Annotated in this window: 19 protein-coding genes; 9 read left to right on the forward strand and 10 right to left on the reverse strand. The window is 49.0% G+C overall.

The window, feature by feature from the left end; genetic code table 11:
* Positions 1-104 precede the first annotated feature (104 nt).
* The 7 genes from ACOJUO_RS05580 to ACOJUO_RS05610 all read right to left on the reverse strand — a co-directional run bounded on the left by ACOJUO_RS05580 (position 105) and on the right by ACOJUO_RS05610 (position 10,725).
* A complete protein-coding gene (locus tag ACOJUO_RS05580) occupies positions 105-1,352 on the reverse strand; it encodes a hypothetical protein (RefSeq protein ID WP_422139191.1) in 1,248 nt (415 codons plus the stop codon).
* A 146-nt stretch (positions 1,353-1,498) separates the two neighbouring features.
* Complete coding sequence (locus ACOJUO_RS05585; protein WP_422135743.1) at positions 1,499-1,786, reverse strand: hypothetical protein; 288 nt, start codon at positions 1,784-1,786, stop codon at positions 1,499-1,501.
* Between the two features lie 139 nt (positions 1,787-1,925).
* Complete coding sequence (locus tag ACOJUO_RS05590; protein ID WP_422139192.1) at positions 1,926-3,302, reverse strand: C2H2-type zinc finger protein; 1,377 nt, start codon at positions 3,300-3,302, stop codon at positions 1,926-1,928.
* A 309-nt stretch (positions 3,303-3,611) separates the two neighbouring features.
* Positions 3,612-4,628 (reverse strand): hypothetical protein, encoded by a 1,017-nt coding sequence (locus tag ACOJUO_RS05595; protein WP_422139193.1) that lies wholly within the window; start codon positions 4,626-4,628, stop codon positions 3,612-3,614.
* A 323-nt stretch (positions 4,629-4,951) separates the two neighbouring features.
* On the reverse strand, positions 4,952-6,880 hold the full coding sequence (aceF, locus tag ACOJUO_RS05600) for a pyruvate dehydrogenase complex dihydrolipoyllysine-residue acetyltransferase (protein WP_422139194.1): 1,929 nt from the start codon (positions 6,878-6,880) through the stop codon (positions 4,952-4,954).
* A 19-nt stretch (positions 6,881-6,899) separates the two neighbouring features.
* Entirely contained in the window at positions 6,900-9,557 is a 2,658-nt protein-coding gene (aceE, locus tag ACOJUO_RS05605; protein WP_422139195.1) for a pyruvate dehydrogenase (acetyl-transferring), homodimeric type, read from the reverse strand.
* 778 nt (positions 9,558-10,335) lie between these two features.
* Positions 10,336-10,725: a hypothetical protein gene (locus ACOJUO_RS05610; protein WP_422135749.1), complete on the reverse strand. Its 390-nt coding sequence runs from the start codon at positions 10,723-10,725 to the stop codon at positions 10,336-10,338.
* Positions 10,726-10,824: 99 nt separating this feature from the next.
* Here ACOJUO_RS05610 and ACOJUO_RS05615 point away from each other — a divergent pair, with 99 nt between their 5' ends.
* Both ACOJUO_RS05615 and ACOJUO_RS05620 read left to right on the forward strand, forming a co-directional pair.
* Complete coding sequence (locus ACOJUO_RS05615; RefSeq protein ID WP_422139196.1) at positions 10,825-12,519, forward strand: hypothetical protein; 1,695 nt, start codon at positions 10,825-10,827, stop codon at positions 12,517-12,519.
* Between the two features lie 109 nt (positions 12,520-12,628).
* Positions 12,629-14,290 (forward strand): hypothetical protein, encoded by a 1,662-nt coding sequence (locus ACOJUO_RS05620; protein ID WP_422139197.1) that lies wholly within the window; start codon positions 12,629-12,631, stop codon positions 14,288-14,290.
* 37 nt (positions 14,291-14,327) lie between these two features.
* Here the strand turns inward: ACOJUO_RS05620 and ACOJUO_RS05625 are convergent, their stop codons facing one another.
* Together ACOJUO_RS05625 and ACOJUO_RS05630 are read right to left on the reverse strand one after the other, a co-directional pair.
* Positions 14,328-14,948, reverse strand: coding sequence for an isochorismatase family protein (locus ACOJUO_RS05625; protein ID WP_422135752.1), 621 nt, complete (start codon positions 14,946-14,948; stop codon positions 14,328-14,330).
* A 26-nt stretch (positions 14,949-14,974) separates the two neighbouring features.
* Positions 14,975-15,658 (reverse strand): pirin family protein, encoded by a 684-nt coding sequence (locus ACOJUO_RS05630; protein WP_422135753.1) that lies wholly within the window; start codon positions 15,656-15,658, stop codon positions 14,975-14,977.
* Positions 15,659-15,762: 104 nt separating this feature from the next.
* Between ACOJUO_RS05630 and ACOJUO_RS05635 the strand changes: the two genes are divergently transcribed.
* Both ACOJUO_RS05635 and glnE read left to right on the forward strand, forming a co-directional pair.
* Positions 15,763-16,641, forward strand: coding sequence for a LysR family transcriptional regulator (locus tag ACOJUO_RS05635; RefSeq protein ID WP_422139198.1), 879 nt, complete (start codon positions 15,763-15,765; stop codon positions 16,639-16,641).
* A complete protein-coding gene (gene glnE / locus ACOJUO_RS05640) occupies positions 16,641-19,586 on the forward strand; it encodes a bifunctional [glutamate--ammonia ligase]-adenylyl-L-tyrosine phosphorylase/[glutamate--ammonia-ligase] adenylyltransferase (protein WP_422139199.1) in 2,946 nt (981 codons plus the stop codon). Before ACOJUO_RS05635 ends, glnE begins: the two co-directional genes overlap by 1 nt.
* On the opposite strand, the gene ACOJUO_RS05645 is transcribed toward glnE, so the two are convergent.
* The gene (locus tag ACOJUO_RS05645; protein WP_422139200.1) at positions 19,550-19,897 is read right to left on the reverse strand and encodes a hypothetical protein; all 348 of its coding nucleotides are present in this window, start codon (positions 19,895-19,897) and stop codon (positions 19,550-19,552) included. The genes glnE and ACOJUO_RS05645 overlap by 37 nt on opposite strands.
* Before the next feature lie 13 nt (positions 19,898-19,910).
* Here ACOJUO_RS05645 and ACOJUO_RS05650 point away from each other — a divergent pair, with 13 nt between their 5' ends.
* The 5 genes from ACOJUO_RS05650 to rfaP all read left to right on the forward strand — a co-directional run bounded on the left by ACOJUO_RS05650 (position 19,911) and on the right by rfaP (position 25,122).
* On the forward strand, positions 19,911-20,837 hold the full coding sequence (locus ACOJUO_RS05650) for a branched-chain amino acid transaminase (protein WP_422135757.1): 927 nt from the start codon (positions 19,911-19,913) through the stop codon (positions 20,835-20,837).
* A gap of 289 nt (positions 20,838-21,126) precedes the next feature.
* Positions 21,127-22,170: a lipopolysaccharide heptosyltransferase II gene (waaF, locus tag ACOJUO_RS05655; protein ID WP_422135758.1), complete on the forward strand. Its 1,044-nt coding sequence runs from the start codon at positions 21,127-21,129 to the stop codon at positions 22,168-22,170.
* Positions 22,167-23,174, forward strand: a complete 1,008-nt coding sequence (gene waaC / locus ACOJUO_RS05660) for a lipopolysaccharide heptosyltransferase I (RefSeq protein ID WP_422135759.1) — start codon at positions 22,167-22,169, stop codon at positions 23,172-23,174. The genes waaF and waaC overlap by 4 nt, the downstream gene beginning before the upstream one ends.
* Positions 23,171-24,313, forward strand: a complete 1,143-nt coding sequence (locus ACOJUO_RS05665) for a glycosyltransferase family 4 protein (RefSeq protein ID WP_422139201.1) — start codon at positions 23,171-23,173, stop codon at positions 24,311-24,313. The genes waaC and ACOJUO_RS05665 overlap by 4 nt, the downstream gene beginning before the upstream one ends.
* Positions 24,313-25,122: a lipopolysaccharide core heptose(I) kinase RfaP gene (gene rfaP, locus ACOJUO_RS05670; RefSeq protein ID WP_422139202.1), complete on the forward strand. Its 810-nt coding sequence runs from the start codon at positions 24,313-24,315 to the stop codon at positions 25,120-25,122. Before ACOJUO_RS05665 ends, rfaP begins: the two co-directional genes overlap by 1 nt.
* Positions 25,123-25,216 lie beyond the last annotated feature (94 nt).

Here is a 25,216-nt window from a genome sequence, read left to right on the forward strand (position 1 = left end):
TTAGCCACTGTCTCGACAGGGGTTAAGTGCCTGGCAAGACGTGCCCCGTCAGCATCAGTTGAAGTTATCACGGCATTTCTGCTGCTGGCCATTCTCGATGAACATTATTTGTCAGAGATATCTTCCCTTTCATTATTTTTTATAGAGGCTGCAACTGCATTCATTGAGTTTATAAGTGACTGGCTATTTGTTGAGTTGAGATAAATGCTTTGAGTGACAGGAAAATCATCAGGAGGATCGACAGAGAGGTCAACCAGTATCTCAAAATCATCGGGAAGATAATTGGAAGTATCCATCAATGTGTCGGCATCATCAGGGAGATAAATAGAAGGATCCATCTCTCTGTCGACATCATCAGGGAGGTAAACAGAGCGATCAATCGATGTGCCAAAATCAGAAATGATATATACAGGAGGGTCAAGTAATGTACCAAACTCAGAAATGATATAAACGGGGGGTTCATTCAATGTGCCAGGATCAGTCGATGTAGAGTTCTCTCGATTGCGTGGCTGTTCACAGTGAAAATCGGCTGGATCAGCATGAAGAGTGTCGCATACCGAACTATCTGGGAAATTCAGCGAGCGTTCAGCTGACTCTCTGTTTCGGAGTGGTGATCGAAGTTTACAAACACCAATACAAGAATCGACGAAACAATTTAAACTCAACGTATGTCGGCTTTGTTCAGAGCCTTCGTTACCGCCACCGGAGCCGGAATGCTGAGGGCTGTTGAAAGAACCTTTAATTTGGCTGTTTGCCCCGGGGGCCTGCTGATCAGTTGATAATACTGTTGGCTGATTTCGTTGCTGGTTTTTTTGTTGACCATGTTCGAGGTACGTCATTGTGATGGTCGCATATGGGTCATCCTCCTGTAACATCATAGAAGCCGCACCCAGTTGATCCATTGTGTTGAACAGCGCTGAATTGGCGTTCCAATAGCCTTTCAGGAGCCAGCCGACAGCGACAAACGCATCTACTGGTATCCTTAAACAAGGTTTGGCGCCTGAAGGAATGTTATTGGTCAGGATCAGTTCGTAAGCAACCAGCAGATGAGTGGCGTAAAACAGCTGCCATGAAATCGACTCACTAAGGGTCGTTTTTGACCCATCACCGCCAAGTCTGTGTGGTTCGTCATCAAGTAGCCTATTTGAACCAGAATGGCTATTTGTCTGGGCAGTGTATGACGGGTTGCCCGCTAGTCCATGCTGGCCAAGCTTTGTAGGAAAGTTCCCGTCTGGAGAACCTGAATTCCGTTCAAGCACTACAACAAAACTCTTTGTCAACGGTTTGGCCTGACAGATGACAGATAACGAATAAAACAGCAACAGCAGTGCCGCAGACAGAGAGTTTTTCATTACATTCCAGTCTGTAGGTTATAATATTCAGTTCTTATTTTTTAAGAGGAAAGATAGATCAAGAAATCGGTAGTTCAAGGAAATAAGCGTATTTTTCGATGTTGCTGCTGCCCTGTCTACTTTTGGTCGTTATGTCCCGACCGATTTTAATTAGCCTTAAAATCATCCTCATCACCAGAACCGGGGCAGGTTCGGTAACCGCCAATTCTTTGTGGTTTGTCATCAGGCGGCAAAGCCGGTCCCCGACAGGCGTATGTGTCTGAGATGTATGACGGATTGCCTGACAATATAAGCTGCTCAGGCTTTATGGCAAATCTCCGGATTGGAGAATCTCCACCCTGTTCAAATTCGACAACAAAACTTCTTTTCAATGTTGCAGCCTGACAGAGGACAGACAACGAAAACAGCAGTGCCATAGAGAGTGTGTTTTTCAAAACTTTATCCTTACATCTGTTTCGTGCTTTGTTTTTGTCTTTCTTTTTTTCAGATTGGAAGCTGGGAGAGTGATTGATCAAGAAAACAGGCATCTTTTCGGTCAAAAAAAAGCTTGCAGCGCGAAATGACAATCAGAAATCAATCACTTGACTTTGCATCATCAAGTTTTCGTTTCCGGTGTTGCCTTCTGTGATTCGACAGGGCTTGACTGTTTGGCAGGGACTTATGGCACTCAGAGCAGGTTTGCTCTGCGGTGTGATCCTTTCTTCTATGAGCCGCCAGGGCTTTCACGTTTGGCAGCGTAGTCTGGCACTCAGGGCAGGTTCGCTCTCCGGTGTGATCCTTTCTTCTATGAGCCGCCAGGGCTTTCACGTTTGGCAGCGTAGTCTGGCACTCAGGGCAGGTTCGCTTTCCTGTGTGATATTGACTTTTGTGAGCCGACAGGGAATGAGCGTTTGCCAAGGTCTTCTGGCACTCAGGGCAGGTTCGCTTTCCGGTGTGATATTGACTTTTGTGAGCCGACAGGGCATGAGCGTTTGCCAGGGTCCTCTGGCACTCAGGGCAGGTTTGCTTTTCGGTGTGATCTTTTCTTTTGTGAACCGACAGGGCTTGAGTGTTTGGAAGGGTCTTCAGGCACTCAGGGCAGATTCGCTCTCCGGTGTGATATAGACTTTTGTGAGTCGACAGGACTTGAGCGTTTGGCATGAGCTTCTGGCAATCAGGACAGGTTTGCTCTCCGGTGTGGTCTCTTCTTTTGTGAAGCAACAGGGCTTGAGCGTTTGGCAGGGTCGTCTTGCACTCAGAGCAGGTTTGCTCTCCGGTGTGATCTTTTCTTTTGTGAACCGCCAGGGCTTGAGCGTTTGGCAAGGACTTCTGGCACTCAAGGCAGGTCCGCTCTCCGCAATGATACTGACTTTTGTGAGTGTGCAATGAGGCTTGAGAGCTAAATAATTTTTTACAGCCGGGGTGATGACATCGGTATTTTTTGATGACTGCCTTTTTCTGTTTTTCCGCAGGAGGTGGATTTAATTTTAATGACCCACCGGTTGTGCTGTCAGCTTCTGAGACAACTGTCGGTGCTTCAGCAGGATGGCTTACCGAGCCAGATTCCTGATCGCCTGCTTGCCAATAGACATCTGTTGTGTAAGCGAAAGAGTCATCTGAGATTGAACGACACAGGGTACTTGCGGAAGGAGCTAAGATACAGACTCCCTGTTGATTACTACAGGGCTGTTCATGGCAATTTTTGTCAAAGCTATGTCGTGAGTCAGTGGGCCGACCCGAATTTTCATCATTATTGTCGTTGTCGTATAAATAATGTGATTTTTCTGAATGTCTATTGAATGACTGACCGTGAACCTCTGACTCTGTTACCCGGGAATAGTTACCGCCGCCCGTTCCGTACATCAAAGTGATGATCTGAAGTTTGTTTCGCCTGGAGGGTTGGTCATCGGACAGCATGCCTGACCCTGAATATTCGTTTGTGCTGATCGTGTGTGATACTTCGTTTTGCATCAGCTTACAATCAGTCATTGGCATTGCAGTTAATAGGTCCGGCTCAGTTTTTATAGAAAAACTCTGGCTTGTCGAAGCCTCATTTTGATCAACCTCAACGATAAAACGATGAGTCTGCGGCTCAGCCGGGCAGACGAAAGGCAAAAAGACCAATACGTGCGAGAGTAAGCTGTTAATGGTTCTATCCTTTATTTTCCGGGGATAGGAGCAGTGAGGATAGACGAGAGGACAGAAGGCACGAAACTAAAATCCGGGGACAATGACAGTAGATCAGACCTGCATCAAAGCCCTTGCCATTGCGGACAGACTTCATGGATGCCTTGGAGATACCCATAATAGCGACCTCGGACTCATACAACCATTTGTCAGGTTGATATCAATGCGGTGAATGTCAGAGAAATCAACAAAGAATTGATTATAGAGTTCATCTGGGGGGGCATCAGTAACTGGAATAAATGTGTTTCTATCGAAATAAACCAGTGGCGATGTGAAGGATCGACTAGTGATATCCGGGGATGAGACCTGTCCGGGTGTGGCTTCCATATGGGCGGTCGAATTCTCTAAAGAATTCACTACAGAAATCAGCGGCCCTTCTGCTGAGTTATCAGATGATTGCGAGAGTTTACAAACGCCATGACAGGAATCGACGTAACAATTTAAACCCAAGGTATGCCGTTGTTGTTCAGAGCCTCCACTACCGCCGCCAGAATCAGAAGACGATGGGTTGAAAAAGCCCGTAGCATGTGTGGTTGACCCTGATACCTGCTGACCGGATGAGGATGATGACCGGCTTTGTTGTTGACCATTTTGTTGTTGACCCCGCCCGGGGAGCATCATAATGGTGATCGCAAACGGGTCGTTCTGACTTGCCACCTGTTGTTTCATCGGGTTAAACAGCAATGAATCGAAGTTCCAATAGCTTTTCAAAAGCCAGCCGACAGCTAAAAACGCCTCTATTGGTATCCATGAATAAGGTTTGCCGCCCGGAGTGGCGTCATTGGTGGTCAGAATCAGTTCGTAAGCAACCAACAGATTTGTGGCGTAAAACAATTGCCATGAAATCGATTCAATAAAGGTCGTTTTTGCTCCGTAACCGACAAATCTCGGTGGTTTGTCATCAGGCAGAAAAATTGACTCTGCGAAGCCGTTTGTGTCAGCAACGTCCGATGGGGTGCCCGACAACGAATTCAGGACGTGCTTAAGAGAAAAGCTCCGAGATGTCTGTATATGCTCGACAATAAAACGAGTTGCCAACAGTTCGGCCTGGCAGATAACAGACAACGACAAGAGCATCAGCAGCAGTGCTGCAACAGACAGTTGCTTCATTGTCGTAACAATGCACTCGAATTTGTTGGCATGAAAGGTAGATCAAGAAAGTGATAGATCAAGAAAACAAGCCTCATTTTCTCTCAAAAAACCAAAGGTTGCATCAGACAAGAAAGAGCCCGCTAATGAAAACAGCTGCGGACTTTTTATTCAATGGGTCAGATGACTATTCCCTCTGGATGCGGGCTTTAAGCCTGGTTTAGACCAAAAAAGTGGTACATCAGGAAAGCAAGCGTGCTTCTCTCCCAAAAAAATTGTACCGGGTAAAAAAAGCCCGCACTGCAAAACAGTCGCGGGCTCTTTTACTCACCGGAATCCCGGGATTACAGCAGCAAACGACGAATGTCTGACAACAGATTACTTAGCAGGGTGGTGAAGCGGGCGGCATCAGCACCATTAACCACACGGTGATCGTACGACAGTGACAGCGGGCACATCAGGCGTGCATCAAAGTCCTTGCCGTTCCAGACAGGCTTCATGGATGCCTTGGAGATACCCAGAATAGCGACTTCAGGCGAATTCACGATGGGGGTAAAGGCGGTACCACCGACTGAACCCAGGCTGGAGATGGTGAAGCAGCCACCTTGCATTTCAGCCGGTTTCAACTTCTTGTCACGGGCCTTGCCAGCCAGTTCGATACACTCTCTGGACAGATCCCAGATACCTTTCTGGTCAACATTTTTGATGACCGGTACCAGCAGGCCGTCAGGAGTATCTACAGCAACACCAATGTTGATGTACTTCTTGTAGATAACCGACTCACTGTCTTCACTGAGGGAAGAGCAGAATACCGGCATCTCTTTAAGTACGTAAGCCACAGCCTTCAGGAAGAAAGGCAACGGAGTCAGCTTGGTGCCCCGGGCTTCTGCCATTGCCTTGTTGGCCTTACGAAAAGCTTCCAGTTCGGTAATATCCGCTTCATCAAACTGTGTGACGTGGGGCACATTCAGCCAGGAGCGCTGGAAGTTCTGAGCTGCTACTTTACGCAGACGATTCAGGGCCACTTCTTCGATTTCACCCCACTTGGCGTAATCCTGGGCAGGCACCGGAGGAATACCCATCCCCCCTGTGACGGCAGCTGTCTGAGGCTTGTCAGCTTCAGACAGCATGGCCTTAACGTAAGCCTGAACATCTTCTTTCAGGATACGGCTGCGTGGGCCTGTGCCTTTTACTCGTTCCAGGGCAACGCCAAACTCACGGGCAAGCCTGCGAACCGCTGGACCGGCATGGACATTGCGATTGGCTTTTTCCAGTTCTACCAGTTTCTGAGCAGAAGCCGGAGCAGCAGGTGCTGGTGCTTTGGCAGCCGCAGGAGCCAATGCTGCCGGAGCAGAAGCCTGTGGCGCGGGAGCAGCCGGAGGCGCAGCAGCAACACTGCCCTGGGTCTCAATCCTGGCAATCAGGTTGCCCTGGCTGAGCTTGTCACCTTCTTTAATGCAGATCTCTTTGACAACACCGGCAAAAGGAGAAGGTACGTCCATACTCGCTTTGTCAGATTCCAGCACAATCAGGGAATCTTCTTCAGCGATTTCATCACCCACGGCTACGCAGATTTCGATAACAGGAACGTCTTCGGCACCAATATCGGGCACCGTCACTTCCTGAACGCCACCTGCAACAGGCGCTGCGACTGGAGCTGGTGCGGCAGGCTGAGGGGCTTCCGTCTGAGGAGCCGGAACAGGAGCAGCACCTGTGGTTTCCACTTTCACCACCAGATCGCCCTGACTCATCTCGTCGCCTTCTTTCACGCAGATCTCTTTTACTATGCCAGAGAAAGGTGAAGGAACTTCCATGGTCGCCTTGTCAGACTCCAGAACGACCAGAGAATCTTCTTCAGAAATCTCGTCACCTATAGCAACACAGATTTCGATAACAGGGACGTTTTCTGCCCCGATGTCTGGAATCAGAACGTCCTGAATGCTGCTGCCGACTGGTGGAGCAGCTGGAGCAGGCTCTGGCTTTGCAGCCGGAGCTGGAGCTGCTTCGGTGGTAGTTACGGAACCTTCCTTATCTACGACAATTGTCGTCATTTTCAGCATGTCATCACCTTCAGACACACTGTCACCTACCTTGACCATGATCTCGGAGATTTTGCCGTCACGGGGTGCAGGCACTTCCATGGATGCCTTGTCTGACTCCAGAACAATCAGGGAGTCATCGGCAGAAACTGAATCACCGGGTGCAACGCAGATTTCAATAACTTCTGCACTGCCACTGCCGATGTCGGGGATCTTGATTATTTCATCGCTCATTCGGGATAACCTTATGAAATCAGCAGTACAGTGGGTTAGCTTTGTCGCCGTCGATGTTGAACTTTTTCATAGCGTCTTTCATAACAGACACTTCCAGTTCACCGTCTTTTACCAGACCGTACAGGGCAGCAATAACAACGAAGTAACGATCCACTTCGAAGAACTCACGCAATTTCTCACGGGTATCGGAACGACCAAAGCCATCGGTGCCCAGGGCAATGAAAGTACCTGGTACGAATTCACGAATCTGGTCGGCGTAGATCTTCATGTAGTCAGAGGCGGCAATAACCGGACCCTTGCGACCAGTCAGCTGCTGTTCGACCCAGCCTGCACGCTTCCCGGAATCAGGGTTCAACATGTTGTGACGAGCTGCCGCCATACCATCTCGACGCAGTTCGTTGAAGCTTGTGGCACTCCAGATATCAGACTCGATACCGAAGTCGTTACGCAGGATGTCAGCAGCAGCACGCACTTCCTCAAGAATAGTGCCACAGCCCATCAGCTGTACTTTCAGGCCGTCGTTTCCGGCGTTTTCCTCGAAGCAGTACAGACCTTTCACAATACCTTCGATAATGCCATCGCCTTCTGGCATGGCTGGCATCCTATAGCTGTCGTTCATAGTGGTAATGTAATACCACACGTTTTCGTTGTCGCTATACATACGACGCAGACCGTCCTGAACAATCACTGCCAGCTCGTAGCCGTAAGTTGGGTCGTAGCTGATGCAGTTAGGAACAGTGGAAGCGAGAATGTGGCTGTGACCATCCTGGTGTTGCAGACCTTCGCCGTTCAGAGAGGTTCGACCGGAAGTCGCGCCGATCAGGAAACCACGAGCCTGCATGTCGCCTGAAGCCCAGGCCAGGTCGCCGGTTCGCTGGAAACCGAACATGGAGTAGAAGGCATAGAAAGGAATCATGGGTACATTGTTGTTACTGTACGAAGTCGCCGCCGCGATCCAGGCAGCGTGGGCACCGGCTTCGTTAATACCTTCTTCCAGAATCTGACCCTGTTTGGACTCCTTGTAGAACATCACCTGATCAGAGTCGACCGGCTCATACATCTGACCTTCAGCAGAGTAGATGCCCAGCTGACGGAACATGCCTTCCATACCGAAAGTCCGGGCTTCATCAGGAATAATCGGTACGATGTGCTTACCGACATTCTTGTCTTTCGCCAGAGCCGCCAGAACACGTACGTAGGCCATGGTGGTTGAGATTTCTCGTTCACCACTGCCTTTGAGAACAGCGTCGAAGGCACTCAGGTCAGGAATTTCCAACTGCACATCCGACTGCTCGCGACGCTGAGGAATGAAACCACCCAGTTTTTCACGATGCTTGCGCATGTAAACCATCTCAGGGCTGTCTTCTGCGGGCTTGAAGTAAGGCAGGCTGGCCAGATCTTCATCTTTGATCGGCAGGTCGAAACGGTCACGGAACTGTTTCAGGTCATCGATAGGCAGTTTCTTGACGTTGTGGCTGACGTTGGAGGCTTCACCCGTGGTACCGGTACCGTAACCCTTTACAGTCTTGGCCAGAATAACCGTTGGCCTGTCGGTGGTGTTTACCGCAGCATGGTAGGCTGCGTAAACCTTGTATGGATCGTGACCGCCCCGGTTCAGACGCCAGATATCATCGTCAGAAAGGTGTTCCACCATCTTTTTGGTTTCAGGGTAACGACCGAAGAAATGTTCACGTGTCCAGGCACCGCCCTTGGCCTTACAGTTCTGATAGTCACCATCGACGGCTTCGTCCATCAGCTTCTGCAGCACACCGTCTTTGTCCTGGGCAAACAGCTGATCCCAGTGACGACCCCAGGTCACCTTGATCACGTTCCAGCCAGCGCCACGGAATACGCCTTCAAGCTCCTGCATGATCTTGCCATTACCACGAACCGGCCCGTCCAGACGCTGCAGGTTACAGTTCACCACGAAGATCAGGTTGTCGAGCTTTTCACGGCCCGCCAGAGAGATTGCACCTGTGGATTCCGGCTCATCCATTTCACCGTCACCCAGGAAAGCCCAGACTTTACGGTTCTGCTCCGGGGCCATACCACGGTTGATCAGGTACTTCATAAAGCGTGCCTGATAGATGGCCTGCAATGGGCCCAGACCCATGGATACGGTAGGGAACTGCCAGAAGTCAGGCATCAGGTGCGGGTGAGGATAGGATGAAAGACCCTTGCCTTCTACTTCCTGACGGAAACCGTCCAGCTGATCTTCACTCAGACGGCCTTCGAGGTAAGCACGGGAATAAATACCCGGAGCCGTGTGCCCCTGATAGTAAACCAAATCGCCTTCACGGTTATTGTTGTAACCGTGGAAGAAGTAGTTGTAGCCGATATCGTAAAGGGTTGCACTGGAAGCGAAGGAAGAGATGTGGCCACCCAGTGAACTGTCTTTCTGGTTAGCACGCATGACCATTGCCAACGCATTCCAACGAACCAGGGAACGGATTCTGCGTTCCATAAACAAGTCACCCGGCATTCTCGCCTCTTTCTCAGGCGGAATGGTGTTGCGATAAGGGGTAGTAATCGCATAGGGCAGCTGGGTGCCTTTCGCTCTGGCATGCTGGGAAAGTCGGGTCATCAGGTAATGAGCCCGGTCTTCCCCTTCTTTTTCCAGAACGGAATCCAGGGCTTCCAGCCACTCCCGGGTTTCGATGGGATCAATGTCGTGCATATAGTTTGCTCCGAGAATTGAGCGCTGTAACCAGTTCTAAAAAAAGCATCTGTGAAGGGATCATCAGCCACTGATGCATCTTTCCATTACGATTACCCGGACAGGAGTACACTTTAGCAACTCAGCCTTGAGCAAATAAATCGCCTCAATCTGAGATGGACAACCACATTTTCAAATGGCGGTTATTCATCAATGAGCCAGTGAAATTCTGTCTGTCAGGATAGTCGAGGCTCTAAGGGGCCGCTTTTTTCAGCCCATACCACCAGTGAAAACCAATGATCCGAGGAGTCCGAACAAGAAAAGATTGCTCGAGGGCTACCCCTGTCGCGGCTCCCAGCGCCAAACTGTTATCTATGAAAAATCTGTCCTGTCTGCTTGAGCGTAAGGTTCGACCACCGTGCCATCAGGCTTCCAGCCGGACGATTGGCCCTGGATGGAGATTTAACCGGGTGCAAAGAAGACAGAGCTTAAAACTTCAGAAAATTGATTTCGATCAATTTTGTAATTGAACTACAAGATAAGCAAAATCCGCAATGAGTACCAGTACTTAGGCACAGTAAAGTTACAGAAATATATCAAAAGCCGCTACATCATTACATTTATCCATGAAATTCCCATGACATAATTATTATCAAACAAGAAAAAACTCTATCAGCGCATACCCCGATAGAAATTTCCGCGCTGGACTTTACTCTGAATTTACGCAGAGAAAAGTCGAAAATCCCTACTGGAAAAAGAAAAATGCTGACGATTCATCGAATTAGTGTAAAACCTCTCACTATATTGGCGTATCTTCCTGCCATGAGCTGATACCCCGGAGCCGACTTTGATCCGCTTTGATGCCAGCTAATGGAAAAGCAATTTTCTGCTTCCAGCTGGAGCTTGTTCTAAAGCTGATGCTCAGCTGCTGAGCAGGATCAATCTCACTGGCAATCTGTTCTCTTTCTTCCATGTCCAGAACATCATTAAATCGACCATGATTCATTGGAGTGGCAGGTATAGCTTGCCAGAGAGGCGTATCTTTTTTACTGGCATTGTATTCAGGATCAAGGGAAGCACTGACCTTGCTGGCCAGCTCATCATCGATGCCGAAAAAGAAGGTTTGCGAAACCTGTGCCGGGAACAGAATCTGGCCCCAGCTGTACCTATGGTGTCGTTGAAAAAACACGCTTATTTTTTTGATCTGTCACTTTCCTGGACTAACTTTCCTCTACCGATAAATGAATAACCAAGCACTGCGAACAACGGGCTTTAAAAGTGGGTTCTAATGAAAAATTCGTTCTCTGCGACACTGCTGTTGCTGCTTTCGTGGTTGTCTGCCGTTTGTCAGGCCGAATCATTGACAAGAGATTATATTGTCAGGTTTCAACAGGATGGAAGCTTGCCAGATGGGAGTTTTTCTATTAAGCCAGACCGTCAGACATTGCCGGGCAACCCGACCTACCTTGCCGACACAAACGGCTATGCAGAGTCAATTTTTCCGCCTGATGACAGACCACTCAGACTTGGCGGTTACGGGGTAAAAACCGCCTTTTTTGAGTCGATCTCCTGGCCATTGATTTACGCCGCTCATTTTCTGGTTGCTAATGAACTGATTATGACCACCAGTGACGCCCTGAACCCCAAACCCTATTCGAGGATACCATTAGAAGTATTTGCCACTGTTGGCTGGCTTTTGGAAAGATATTGGAACAACAATTCGCCGCAGCTTAACCCAATAGGTGAACCGGAGTCAGGTCAGGATCACCCATTTGCAATCACCACTATGGTGCTCCCGGGGCAGGGTCAACAACAAAGTAGCCAACAAAACCCAACATCAGCATCATCCGGTCAGCAGGCCTCTGGATCAACCACCCAAGCTGGAGGCTCCTCTCTCAAGCTTACGCCTTCCGACTCTGGCGATGGTGGCGAAAACCCTGAACAACCCCAACATACATACGGTTTAAATTGTCATGTCGAATCCTGTCATGGCATTTGTAAACTACGATCATCTCCCGATAGCAGGGATTCAGAACCCGATAGCAGTGATTCGGATGAAGAGGGCCAGCAAGACTCTTCTTCCCCTGCTCGACGAGAGATTGAACCTTCGATAGCTCGTCTGTTGTTTGGTAACATAGGTAGTGACCCGTCCCGAAGTCCTCATTTACCCAGCCTTGAAGAGTGTACTGCCAGAATGGCTCTTCGAGAAACCCGGGCTTTATCAGATTCTGAACAACTTGATCTTTCAGGAATTGAAAAAAAAATCTCCAGACTTGTATCTGAATTTTTCGTTAGTCCAATTTTAAATTTTCTGAATTACAGAGTCCTTGTGAATAAACACGACACTGACGACGAATACGTACATCTTGCTGCTGCAATGTGCAATGCCCTGGGCGAAGAATATCAATACATTGTTCATTGTTGTGCCAATATTACCCATAACTTCAACTTTGGATTCAGCCACTCCCTTAGCTGTATGGCCAATGTGGTAAAAGACTTTTATACAAATAAAAGCTTGAACTTGCACCAGTTCAGACAAGATGTCATCAAAGGCTTGAACACAGATCGCCAGACTCTTGTAGAGAAGATTGCTCGTCGAGAGATAGAGCGTGTAAACATTATTCTTCAACAAGGCTCATCGATGGAAGATAAGTATGAGCCGGTTGGTAATTTTGTATTAATTTTCTTTGCTCTTTCCGCCAATCATCTAAAAGAAGCGGGTGATTTTTTCTGGAAGCTTTGTTATAGAGATGCAGATGGCAACAAGATAACACAGGACAATCCCCCTCCTGAATACTCCAGATTGTTCACAACTGAACCCACAGACACTTATAAATATGTTTATTATTCAGTAAGAAATATGAAAGATATTACTCAATTACAAAGACTGGTTAATCAGCTTGCAGACTATTTAATTTCGGATAAGGGCACTACCTCAACAAGCAGTGAAAATAAGCCCAACCAGAAAACCGACGATGAATGATAGATTTATTCCAGCATAGGTCAGGGATGACACTGTTTGTTTTTGAAAAAAACACGCTTATTTTTTGATCTATCACTTTCTTGGTCTAACTTTGCCCTGTAGAAAATGAATGCCTAAGCACTACTACAAGCAACAGACTATCAAAGTGGGATTAATGAAAAACTCGTTGTCTATGGCGCTGCTGTTACTGTTTACATGGTTGTCTGTCGTTTGTCAGGCCGAACCATTGACAAGACGTTTTGTTCTCGGGTTTCAACAGGATGGAGCCTTTTCAAAAGAGAGCTTGTTTATAAAGCCAGACCAACATAAATTGCCGGGTACCCCGTTTCACCTTGCCGACACTAACGGCTGCGCAGAGTCAACTTTTCTGCCTGATGACAAACCACTCGGACCTGGTGGTTATGGGGTAGAAACTGCCTTTTTTGAGTCGATCTCCTGGCCATTGATTCACGCCGCTCATTTTCTGGTTGCTAATGAACTGATGATGACCACCAGCGACGCCGCTCTGAACGTGAAACCCAATTCAAGAATACCATTAGAAGTGTTTGTCACCGTTGGCTGGCTATTGGAAAGATATTGGAACTACGATTCGCCGCAGTTCAGCCCAGTGGATCAATCGGAGTCAGGTCAGGATCACCCATTTGACATCACCACTATGATGCTACCCGGGCAGGGTCAACAACAAAGTGGCCAACAAAATAGTGGCCAACAAAACCCGCCATCAGCATCATCCGGTCAGCAGGCCTCTGGATCAACCACCCAACCTAGAAGCTCTTTTTTCAGGTTTACGTTTTCCGGCTCTGGCGGCGGTAACCAGGGCCCTGAACAACACCGGCACACGTACGGTTTCAATTGTTACGTCGGTTCCTGTCATGGCGTTTGTCAAGTCCAACCGCCATCCGGTGGTAGCGGGTTGGCTGGAGGGGACCAGCAAAACTCTCCTTCCCGTGCTCAAAGAGAGACTGAACATCCGATACCTCGTCCGTCGTTTGGTCATATAGGTTATGACCCGTCCCCGAATACTCATCAACCCAATCTTGACCTTTCAGAGGATGATGAAGAAATACCTTTCAAAGTTTTAGAAAAGTCTTTCGTCAATCCAATTATGTTTGTGCTGAATTGCAAAAGGCTCACGGAAAAACAGGCAATCGGCGACGTATATGTACATCTTGCTGCTGCAATGTGCAACGCCCTTGGGGAAGACTATGAACATATTGTTGATTATTGTGCCAGTTGTACCCACACCTTCCGCTTTGGCTTCTGCCACTCCCTCACCCGTATAGCCAGGATGTCAAGAAAATTTCATGCACGTAAAAGCTTTAACTTGCATCAGTTCAAAGAAAATGTCATCAAAGGCTTGAATACAGATCGACAGGCTCTGGTAGAGAAGGTTGCCCGTCAAGAGACAGAGCGTGTAAACATTATTCTTCAACAAGGCTCATCCTTGGAAGACAAGTATGAGGCGGTTGGTAATTTTGCATTAATTTTCTTTGCCCTTTCCGCCAACAAACGAGATGCAGCCATTGATCTTTTCTGGGAGGCTTGTTTTAAAGATGCAGATGGCAACAGGATAACTCAGGACAATCCCTCCCCTGAATACTCCAGATTGTTCACAACTGAACCCACAGACACTTATAAATACGTTTATTATTCGGTAAGAAATATAAAAGATATTACGCATTTACAAAGACTGGTTAACCAGCTTAAGAACTCTTTAATTCCGGATAAGGACACTGCCTCAACAAGTCGTGAAAATAGTGCTACCCAATGATGGTTAACTGGCGAGCTGTTGAGCTCGCCACCCATGACTATCCTCTTGCGAAATAACTGTTCATCACATAACCGTATTTGGTCGTATGCTCAGCCAATACCTGCCCCAACGCTTCACCGTATTCACTGCGCCAGTCGTTCATCAGCTCTGCCAGAACCGAAGCCCAGGTCGTCACTTTCACACCCGCCTGAGCCAAACGCTGTATCGTGACTTCCTGAACCGTTTTATTCCAGGTACCCGAGGCATCGATCACGGCATACACATCGTAGCCTTCTTCAATGGCGGACAATGCCGGAAATAATAAACATACGTCCGTTACAACACCGGCCATGATGATTTTTTTGCGGCCTGTTTTCTCAATGGCTTGCCTGAACGCCAGGCTATCCCAGGCATTGATCTGCCCTTCACGCTCAATCACTTCCCCGCCCAGTACGTCGGTAATTTCAGGCATCACCGGACCATTTGGCCCCTCAGGCAAGCTGGCAGTCACCACCGATGGCAAGCCAATGGCTTTTGCCGTTCTGGTCAGGCCAACAATGTTGTTTTTCAGCACCGTCGGGTGTTCATCACCCAGCCCGACCATCAAACCCGTCTGGTGGTCGATCATTGTTAATACAGCGTTGTCCGGCGTTAAAAACTCAGAGTATTTTGTTGTCATGGTCATGTCCTTATCAGTGCTCTGTTTCATTCAAAAGATTCGGTAAAAATCAGAATCAGCTGGCTCTCTTGTTGGGCGACAAAGTTCAATTCCGTCGCTCTTACCAGAGTGCCAGCCTGAATGGTTTCGCCATTAATGCTTGCCTTGCCAGTACTGAGATAAGCCAAAACCTCACCGCTATGCTCTGTCTGGTATCCTTCGGTGGCCTGAACCATTTCTACCACGGTGTGGCTATCAAACGTTTTCGTCTGTTTTTTACTTCCTCCATAGATGCGTGTTCTGACATTGGTTTCCGGGGTATAAGCCTTGTAACCGGCTGGCTCGCCTTTTGTTTCTGGCAGAACCCACAGTTGAATCAATTGATTGGGGGTTTCATCCGGATTCACTTCGTTATGTGCAAACCCTTCACCTCCCGCTCGTTGTACCTGCGCCTCCGGGGCCACTAAACCTTTGCCGTGTTGCAAAGATCCAGCGTGGCTTATCCGGCCTTTTGCCATCACACTGATGACGTCGATCTCTTGGTGGGGGTGCATACCTGTCTCGCCGTGGGGCAAGAAGCTGGCATCAGCAAGATAAACGAAGTTACCTATGCCGTTAGCCGTCTCAGGTCGCTTTCGAGCACCAAATACTCGCTGATCTGTGACGACCTGTTTTTCTTCCAGTCCGGCAAAACCGCCCTGTGGTAGTTGCTCTAAGGTCAAAATTTCCATCGCTCAATCCCTGTTTTCCAGTCAGTGATGAAACCAGATTAGTTTGTTATCCAAAGTTGATATATATTCATTCATACAAAACACTGTTCAATATTTGATAACAAATGACTGACCTTAATGATCTGATGGTATTTGCAACGGTAGTCGAGAGAGGCAGCTTTACTCAGGCAGCAGAAGCACTGAATACACCGAAATCCAACATCAGCCGCAAGATCACCCGGCTGGAGTCCCGGTTGGGTGTGCGGCTGTTGGAACGTTCAACCAGAACCTTGCATCTGACTGAAATCGGTCTGCGCTACTATCAGTACTGCAAAAGAATCAAAGAGGAATATGAAGCTGCAGGCAGTGCAGTGGAATCCATGCTGGAAAAACCTCAGGGCCGTTTGCGAGTGTGTACCTCTCTCGGGGTTGGACAGTCACTGCTTGGTGACCACCTTGCCGAATACTGCCAACTCTATCCTGAGGTTGAACTTGATCTTAGTTTGACTAATCGACGTGTTGATTTGATTGAAGAGGGGTACGATCTGGCGTTTAGAATTGGAGACTTGCCAGACTCTGGACTGATTGCCAGGAAACTCTGCTCCATCCATCTGCGTCTTTATGCGGCTCCGAGTTTTGCAAAACATAAAATCAAAACGCCGGGCGACTTATTAGAGCATCCGCTAATGTTGATGAGTGCAAAGGAGCGCAATCCCGATTGGCATCTCTTTTGCGGACAAGAAAATAGAACCCTGAAGTTTGAGCCGAGTCTACGCTGCGATGACTTTTCCATGCTGATGAGAATGTCCATCAGGGGGTTGGGTATCACCGAACTGCCAGAGTACATGGCAAAGCATGCCCTGGCAGCAGGTACGCTCATCAATATTCTGCCCGATTGGCAGTTCGAGCCTGTGGACTTATATGCGTTGTATCCCAGTCACCGTGGCTCAACCCCCAAAGTTCGAGCACTGCTCACCCACCTTGCTAAAGAGGGCTTCCACTAATGGCGTCGCCAGATTACAGCCTTGAGTCAATCAAAAGCCTTGAGCGAATGAACTGCCCTGCATCGGTAAAAAGCATCCTGAACAAGCAATGGGACGAGTTTCTGGAAACCTGTCGAGCAAAAGATCTGGCTGACAGATCTGACTCATTATCTCCCGATTTTCTCTCCCAACTTTATAAAACCTGGGCGGGCAGCGACTTTGCTTTTGAACAATGCCTGAAGCATCCGGATCTTGTTTTCCAACTCCATCAGAATCCGGATTTATTAAAAAACCCCAAACCCGAGAGGCATCAGGATGCCCTCCGCCTGCTGACTCAGGAAGTCCTCAACGAAAATGACCTGATGCAGCAACTCCGGGTCTACAGAAACCGTGAGATGGTCAAAATCATCTGGCGTGACCTCAACCGCCTGTGCTCCATGCAGGAAACCACACTGGATCTTTCTGCTATGGCGGATGCCTGCGTCGATCAGTCAATGGACTGGCTGTATGAAGAAGCCTGCAAAACCTGGGGTACCCCGATGGGGGCTTCCTATGGAGAAACACCTCAACCACAAAAGATGATCGTACTCGGCATGGGCAAGCTGGGTGGGCAGGAACTGAATCTTTCTTCCGACATCGACCTGATGTTCACCTATCCCCATAAGGGTGAAACGTTGGGTGGAGCTCGCTCTCTGGATAATCAGGAGTTCTTTATCCGGCTTGGGCAACGTCTGATCAAAGTCCTGGACAATCAAACGGTGGACGGCTTTGTGTTCCGGGTTGATATGCGACTGAGGCCTTATGGTACCAGCGGTGCACTGGCCATGAGTTTTTCCGCTATGGAGCAGTATTATCAGGATCAGGGCAGAGACTGGGAACGCTATGCCATGATCAAGGCCAGGGCCATTGCCGGAGATATCCCGGAAGGTCAGAATCTGCTCAACATTCTGAAGCCATTCACTTTTAGAAAGTACATTGATTTCAGTGCTATTTCTGCCCTCAGGGATATGAAGGCCCTGATTCAAAGAGAAGTAAAGCGCAAAGGCATGCAGGGCAACATCAAATTAGGTCCCGGCGGCATCAGAGAAATTGAATTTATTGCCCAATCATTTCAGCTGATCCACGGTGGCCGGGATCGAAGCCTTCAGGAAAAGGGACTGCTCAACATTCTCAACCGACTCTCGCCGCATTACCTGCCAGAGTTCGTTACACAGGCGTTAACTGAAGCCTACATATACCTTCGAAATTTAGAGCATGCTATTCAGGCGCTGCAAGACAGACAGACTCAGGAACTGCCGGTCGATACCCTGCAACAGGAAAGAGTTGCTTTTATTGCAGGGCACCAGGACTGGTCTTCCCTGATGAGTAAGCTGGATCATCACAGAGAGCAGGTCTTGGGACACTTTGATGAGGTTGTGTCCTTACCGGATACATCCAACGATCAGGAACAGACGGTTCAGGAGCACTGGAAGCTGCTCTGGCAGGGCAATCTCAACGAAGACGAGGAATTAAAACAATTCCAGGAGAACCACTTTTCAGAGCCACAAGCATCGAGGCAACGTCTGTCAGCGCTCAGGGATGGCAGAGCCATCACCAGAATCCGCCGCCAAAGCCGTGAGCGACTTGACCACTTCATGCCTTCGCTGCTGGAACATATCGGTCGTAGCGAACAGCCTGATCTGGCACTGACCCGAATTCTTCCGCTTATTGAAAGTGTTTTACGCCGAACGGCTTACCTGGTTTTGCTGATGGAAAACCCCAAAGCTCTGGAGCACCTGATCAGCCTCTGTACCGCCAGCCCCTGGATAGCAGACCAGATTGCCCGACATCCGGCCTTGCTGGATGAGTTCCTGGATATTGGTGATCTCTATAACCCACCCAAAAAAGCGGAACTTGAGCACGACCTCAGACAACAACTGACTCATATTCCGGAAGATGATCTGGAGGCCCAGATGGAAGCGCTGCGCTACTTCAAGATGTCACATCTTTTGAAAGTAGCGGCAGCACAGGTTGCTGGTACATTACCCTTAATGAAGGAAAGCGATTACCTGACCTGGATTGCCGAAGCCTTGCTGGATCAAGTGGTCGGCCTCGCATGGAAAACCATGGTTGAGCGACATGGGCACCCTGTGGGTGAAGACGGTTCCATCTGCGATCCTGGCTTTATCATCATTGGCTACGGCAAACTGGGTGGCATTGAACTCAGTCCGGGATCGGACCTGGATTTGGTGTTCGTGCATAACGGCGCTCTCAATAAAGAAACAGACGGCTCGCGCTCCATAGAAAGTTCTACCTTCTATACACGACTGGGACAGAGAATCATACACATTCTCACCGCTCAAACCCCTTCCGGAAGACTCTATGAAGTCGACATGCGTCTGCGCCCTTCAGGCGCTTCAGGAATGCTGGTCAGTTCACTCACATCTTTCGAAAAGTACCAGCGCAATGACGCCTGGACCTGGGAGCATCAGGCTCTGGTCCGGGCCAGGGCAGTAGCTGGCGATAAACAGCTGACAGCAAAGTTTGAATCACTTCGCAAAAGTATTCTGGCCATTGGCAGGGACCCTGCCACCTTGAAGGCAGAAGTCATCAGGATGCGCCATAAAATGCAAGAGCATCTGACAAAGTCCCGACGGGATGAACAGGGGCAACCCCTCTTTAATCTAAAGCACGATCGCGGCGGCATTGTCGATATTGAGTTTCTTATGCAATACGCCGTATTAGCCCATGCTCACACTCACCCGGAAATTGCGCAATTTCCGGATAACATTCGAATCTCGGAGTCACTGGAAAAAGTCGGCTACCTGACAGCCAGTGAAGGCAAAGGGCTTAGAGAAGCTTATAAAGTCTTGAGAAAAGCGGCTCACTTGAAAGCTTTGCAAAACGAGCCATCCTTTGTGGAAATTCCCCTGGTGGAGCCCTTCACCCGTCAGGTTGAAGCGCTTTGGCAGCTATGGCTGGAATGAATGTCCCGGCGGTTTGGAATCAGTGGCAAAGTATGATCCAATACTCGTCTGCCTGCAGATAACCGAAGCACAGACAGAATCATGGCCGCCTTACCCACAGCGGCCTGCAAGCCTGGCTTGAGACCCACCGGGCTGAGTAGCCATGAACACGAAACAACCATGAGCACAGAAAGACTTTTGTCACCCAAAGTGATGACAAGACTTTCACTAAGGGTCTTCAATAAAATCACAATACCACCGTGAGAAAACAAAGCTGCCCATTTGGCGATGAACTTAGCTACATTCTCATGGTTAAAATTACTGGATTGCATCGGGAGTTTTCGCATGTCCTTCGCCGATAGAGATGGCGTTATTTGGTTTGATGGCAAGCTGGTTCCATGGCGAGAAGCACAAACCCACGTTCTGACCCATACCCTGCACTATGGCATGGGCGTCTTTGAGGGTGTTCGAGCCTACAACACCGACAAGGGTCCTGCTATTTTCCGTCTGGAAGAACATACGGATCGACTGTTCAGAAGTGCTCATATCCTGGGTATGAAGATCCCTTACTCCCGTGAAGAGCTGATCGAAGCTCAAAAGCTGGTGGTTCGTGAGAACGGTCTTGACAGTGCCTATCTCCGCCCCATGTGCTTCCTGGGCTCTGAAGGCATGGGCCTTCGTGCAGAAGGGCTAACTGTTCACTGCATCGTTGCTGCATGGAACTGGCCTTCTTACATGGACCCTGACGCCAAAGAGAAAGGTATCAAAATCCGTACTTCTTCCTACACCCGTCACCACGTAAACATCACCATGTGCAAGGCCAAGGCCAATGGTAACTACATGAACTCCATGCTGGCACTGCGTGAAGCACTGGACAGCGGCTGCGAAGAAGCTCTGCTGCTGGACAACGAAGGTTACGTGGCGGAAGGCAGTGGTGAAAACATCTTCATTGTCAAAGAAGATGGTATTCTCTACACACCTGAGCTGACTTCCTGTCTGGAAGGAATTACCCGTGACACCATTATCCGGTTTGCCGGGGAACTGGGTCTGGAAGTCAGGGAAAAGCGCATTACCCGTGACGAAGTTTATATTGCCAAAGAGGCTTTCTTCACCGGAACAGCCGCTGAAGTACTGCCTATTCGCGAGCACGATGGCCGCATCATCGGCAGTGGTCAACGTGGCCCCATCACCGAACAGCTGCAAACTATGTACTTTGATCAGGTTCAGGGCCAGCGGGAAGCATACCCTGAGTGGCTGGCTCATGTGATCTGAATCACTGGCTTTCATTCCATAAGCTGTAAGAATTACTGAGTTATTGATCAGAAAAAGTGGCGTATAATCTACGCCGCTTTTTATTTACATGGATGTAATGTATCCCCGGCCTATCTTCAGACGGGGTACCCTGCATATTTGAAACTGGACACTGTCCAGTGTGCATATTCTGCCATCGGTGACAGCGTGCTCTCACTGAGGGCGGTAGCGTGCCCAATTACAAGAGATCGATTCCGGATCGATCCCCAGGAGGCTCCAGAAGCCTCCCTGAAACAGGAACTGCAGCAACGTGAAGTACTTGATTGTCGGTCCCTCCTGGGTGGGGGATATGGTAATGGCTCAAACTTTGTTCATTGCCCTGAAACGACAACATCCAGAGGCTGTCATCGACGTACTGGCACCAGGCTGGAGCCGCCCCATCATTGAGCGCATGCCTGAAGTCCGGAACGGGATTGATATGCCCGTAGGCCATGGCAGCCTGAATCTGGCCGTGCGCAGAAGAATAGCCAGAGACCTGAAAGCACAAGGGTATGACCGGACCATTCTTCTGCCCAATTCACTGAAGTCTGCCCTGATTCCATTCCTTGCCGGCATTCCTGTCAGAATTGGCTGGCGGGGAGAAATGAGGTATGGCCTGCTTAACGACCTGAGAGTTCTGGACAAAGAGCAATACCCTCTTATGGTTGAACGCTTTGTTGCTCTGGCCTATCCGGATAAGTCACCACTGCCCTCCCCTCTACCCAAACCTGCCTTGAGTGTTGACAGCCAGAGTGTTGCCAAAGCATTGCATCGCTATCAACTGTCTGATGACTTGCCCATTCTGGCGCTTTGTCCTGGCGCTGAGTTTGGCCCCTCGAAACAATGGCCTGCCGGTTACTACGGCGAAGTGGCCTTGACGATGGCTCAGAAAGGCTGGCAAATATGGTTGTTCGGCTCTGAAAAAGACCATGCCGTCACCCAGGAAATCATGGGCTACCTGCCCAGGAACCTGCATAAACGTTGTTTTAATCTGGCAGGACAAACCACTTTGGCGGATGCCGTTGACCTGATGTCTCTGGCCCATGCTGTGGTTTCCAATGACTCTGGCCTTATGCACATTGCCGCCGCACTTTCTCGACCTCTGGTGGCTGTTTATGGCTCGACCACTGCTGCTCATACCCCGCCAATGAACGACAACAGTGAAACACTCTGGTTGGGACTGGAATGCAGCCCCTGCTTTAAACGTGAATGTCCTCTGGAACACATGGACTGCATGAAAAAGCTGGGACCCGAAATGGTTCTGGACGCCCTGGAACGACTGTCTGGTGAACAGACTCTGGAGATTCAGGGTTGAAAGTTCTTATTGTAAAAACCACCTCCATGGGCGATGTGATTCACACACTTCCAGCCCTCACCGATGCTGCCAAAGCGATTCCGGGCATCCGGTTTGACTGGGTCGTAGAAGAAGGGTTTGCGGAAATCCCGCGCTGGCACCCTGCTGTCGATAAAGTCATACCTGTCGCGGTGAGAAGATGGCGAAAATCGATCCTGAACACAGTCCACTCAGGCGAGTGGCGTCGTTTTCGCAAAGATCTTAAATTCAGAGAATACGATGCAGTTATCGATGCCCAGGGATTATTGAAAAGCGCTCTTATTACGCGAATGGCGCGGGGCCCCAAGTTCGGGCTGAATAAAAACTCAGCCCGGGAACCCGTTTCTGCCAAGTTTTATGACTTCCCAAAAACGGTTAACTGGGGGCAACACGCCGTCGAGCGTGTACGACAGCTGTTTGCCAAATCACTGGACTACGAATTGCCAACAGAACCCGGACAGTTTTTGCTCGACCAATCCCGATTCGATGGCGACCTGATTCAAAATAAACCCTATGTCGTTTTTATTCATGGCACCACATGGCCCACCAAACACTGGCCAGAAACTTACTGGTGCCAACTGGCCCATAAAGTTCAGGCAGCGGGAATGCATATCGTCATTCCCTGGGGCAACGAAAAAGAGCAAGAACGAGCCAACTGCATCGCAAAATGTTCCGATAATATTGAGGTGCTGCCACGCCTCAGCCTGAGTGGTATTGCCGGGGTCATAGCAAATGCTAAAGCGGCGGTTGCTGTCGATACAGGACTAGGCCATTTGACGGCAGCTCTGGAAACACCCGCTGTATCTCTATACGGCCCGACCCGTCCTGACCGGGTGGGAGCCTACGGAAGCTCACAGATTCATCTGACCGTTGACCAGTGCCCTGAATGCCAGCTTCCAAAAGCCGACCCGGACATTTTCACCCCTATGACCCCGGATTATGTCTGGCCCTACCTGGAGAAGCTTCTGCAAGAGGCGTCTTCATGATATTGGCTTTTGCGCTTTATAAGTATTTTCCTTTTGGGGGGTTACAGAGAGATTTTCTGAGGATTGCGCTTGAATGCCAGAAAAGAGGCCATAGAGTTCTTGTTTTTACCACCTGCTGGCAGGGCGAAAAGCCTGACGGTTTTGATATCCGGGTTCTTAAAGTCAACGGTCATTCAAACCATGTCAGGATGAAGAGCTTCCAACAACAGATCGGCAAAACATTAGCCGACCAGCCAGAAGTCATTTTGACAGGGTTTAATAAAATGCCGGGGCTGGATATCTATTATGCCGCCGACACCTGTTATCTGGACAAAGCCCAATCAAAAGGCTGGTGGTATCGACTCACATCACGCTTTCGATATTACCAAGCCTTTGAGGAAGCGGTTTTCTCTCAGGAAAGCAAAACCGTTTCCCTGCTGATATCTGCACTGCAAAAGCCTGTCTTTCAGCGGTATTACCATACCCCTGAAGAGCGCATTCATTTGCTGCCTCCGGGTATTTCAAAGGATCGATGTCGACCTGAAAATGCCGAGGCCGTAAGGGCAAAATTCAGAAAAGAGTTTTCACTCACTGATGGGGACAAGCTCGTTCTGATGGTGGGTTCTGGCTTCAAAACCAAAGGTTTGGATCGAGCCATCAGGGCTATTGCTTCATTACCCGCTTGTCAAAAACAGAGCACTCGTTTCTTTGTGATAGGTCAGGACAAACAAAAACCCTTTGAGTCATTGGCCAAACAATTAGGTATTGAGCACCAACTTCGCTTTTTTGCTGGCCGAGATGATGTGCCCCGATTTTTGCTGGGTGCCGACTTGCTGATCCATCCAGCTTACAACGAGAATACCGGCACCGTTCTGCTAGAAGCATTGGTTGCCGGGCTGCCTGTGCTGACCACCGATGTCTGTGGCTATGCGCACTATATCGAAGACGCCAAAGCAGGTACTGTACTACCAAGTCCGTTTAATCAGGTTTCTCTGAATGAGGCTGTCAGCACAATGCTTGATTCAGAGCATTGGCTGGAATGGCAAAACAATGCCATTGCTTTCAGTCGCTCTGAGGACCTGTATAGCCTGCCTGAGCGGGCCGCTGATATTATTATTGAACAGGCTGATCGAAAGTCTGGCCACTTCTCGATTTCTTAATGCTATATCTTAGAGACGATTTTAAAAAAGCCTGGCAAGGCAAGGACCCCCAATCCCTGTTGGAAACAATGGATGGAGAGGTCTACAGAGCACTTGAAGCTCGCCGTACCTTTCGATTTGAACTGAATGGCAAAGGCTATTTTGCCAAAGTGCATGGCGGTGTCGGCTGGTTTGAAATTCTTGAGAACTTTATGCATTTGCGTAAACCCGTTCTTGGTGCAAGAAACGAATGGGAAGCTCTGAACAAACTCCATGAGATTGGCATTGATACTATGACACCTGTCGCCTATGGAGAAACCGGGAATAACCCTGCCACACTTCGCTCTTTTCTGGTGACAGAAGAGCTGGCGAATATGGTCACTCTGGAGGATTTTTGCGAGCATTGGAAAAGCGCTCCTCCTTCCTTTCGATTGAAGCAGGCTATAACGTTGAAGCTGGCAGAAATCAGCAAAAAACTCCACGATAATGGCGTCAATCATCGTGATTACTATCTTTGCCATTTCATGATGCCAAAAACTCAGGCCCCTGATCCGAAACACTTGAAGTTTTATCTGATTGACCTTCACCGGGCCCAGATTCGGGATAAAATTCCCGAGCGCTGGCGACTCAAAGACTTATCTGGACTCTACTTCTCTGCCATGGATTATGGCATCAGCCGAAATGATGTTTTTCGTTTTTTGAAAGCCTATACAGGGCTGTCTCTCAGAGACACATTAAAAAAATACAGCGCTTTGCTCAATCGCATTGAGAAGAAAGCCGTAAAACTGTATCAGCGCATGGAACGAAAAGCGGGAAAGAGTGACGCTTAAAACTTAGCCCTAAACCTTCATTTCCTGCAGCCAAAGTGATCGCTTATGGGCAGGTGATCTAATGGGGTGTCATGACGTGCGGTGCTCTGGTGAA

It is taken from the genome of Endozoicomonas sp. ALC020 (assembly GCF_049275935.1).
In the GTDB taxonomy this organism is placed as follows: Bacteria; Pseudomonadota; Gammaproteobacteria; order Pseudomonadales; family Endozoicomonadaceae; genus Endozoicomonas_A.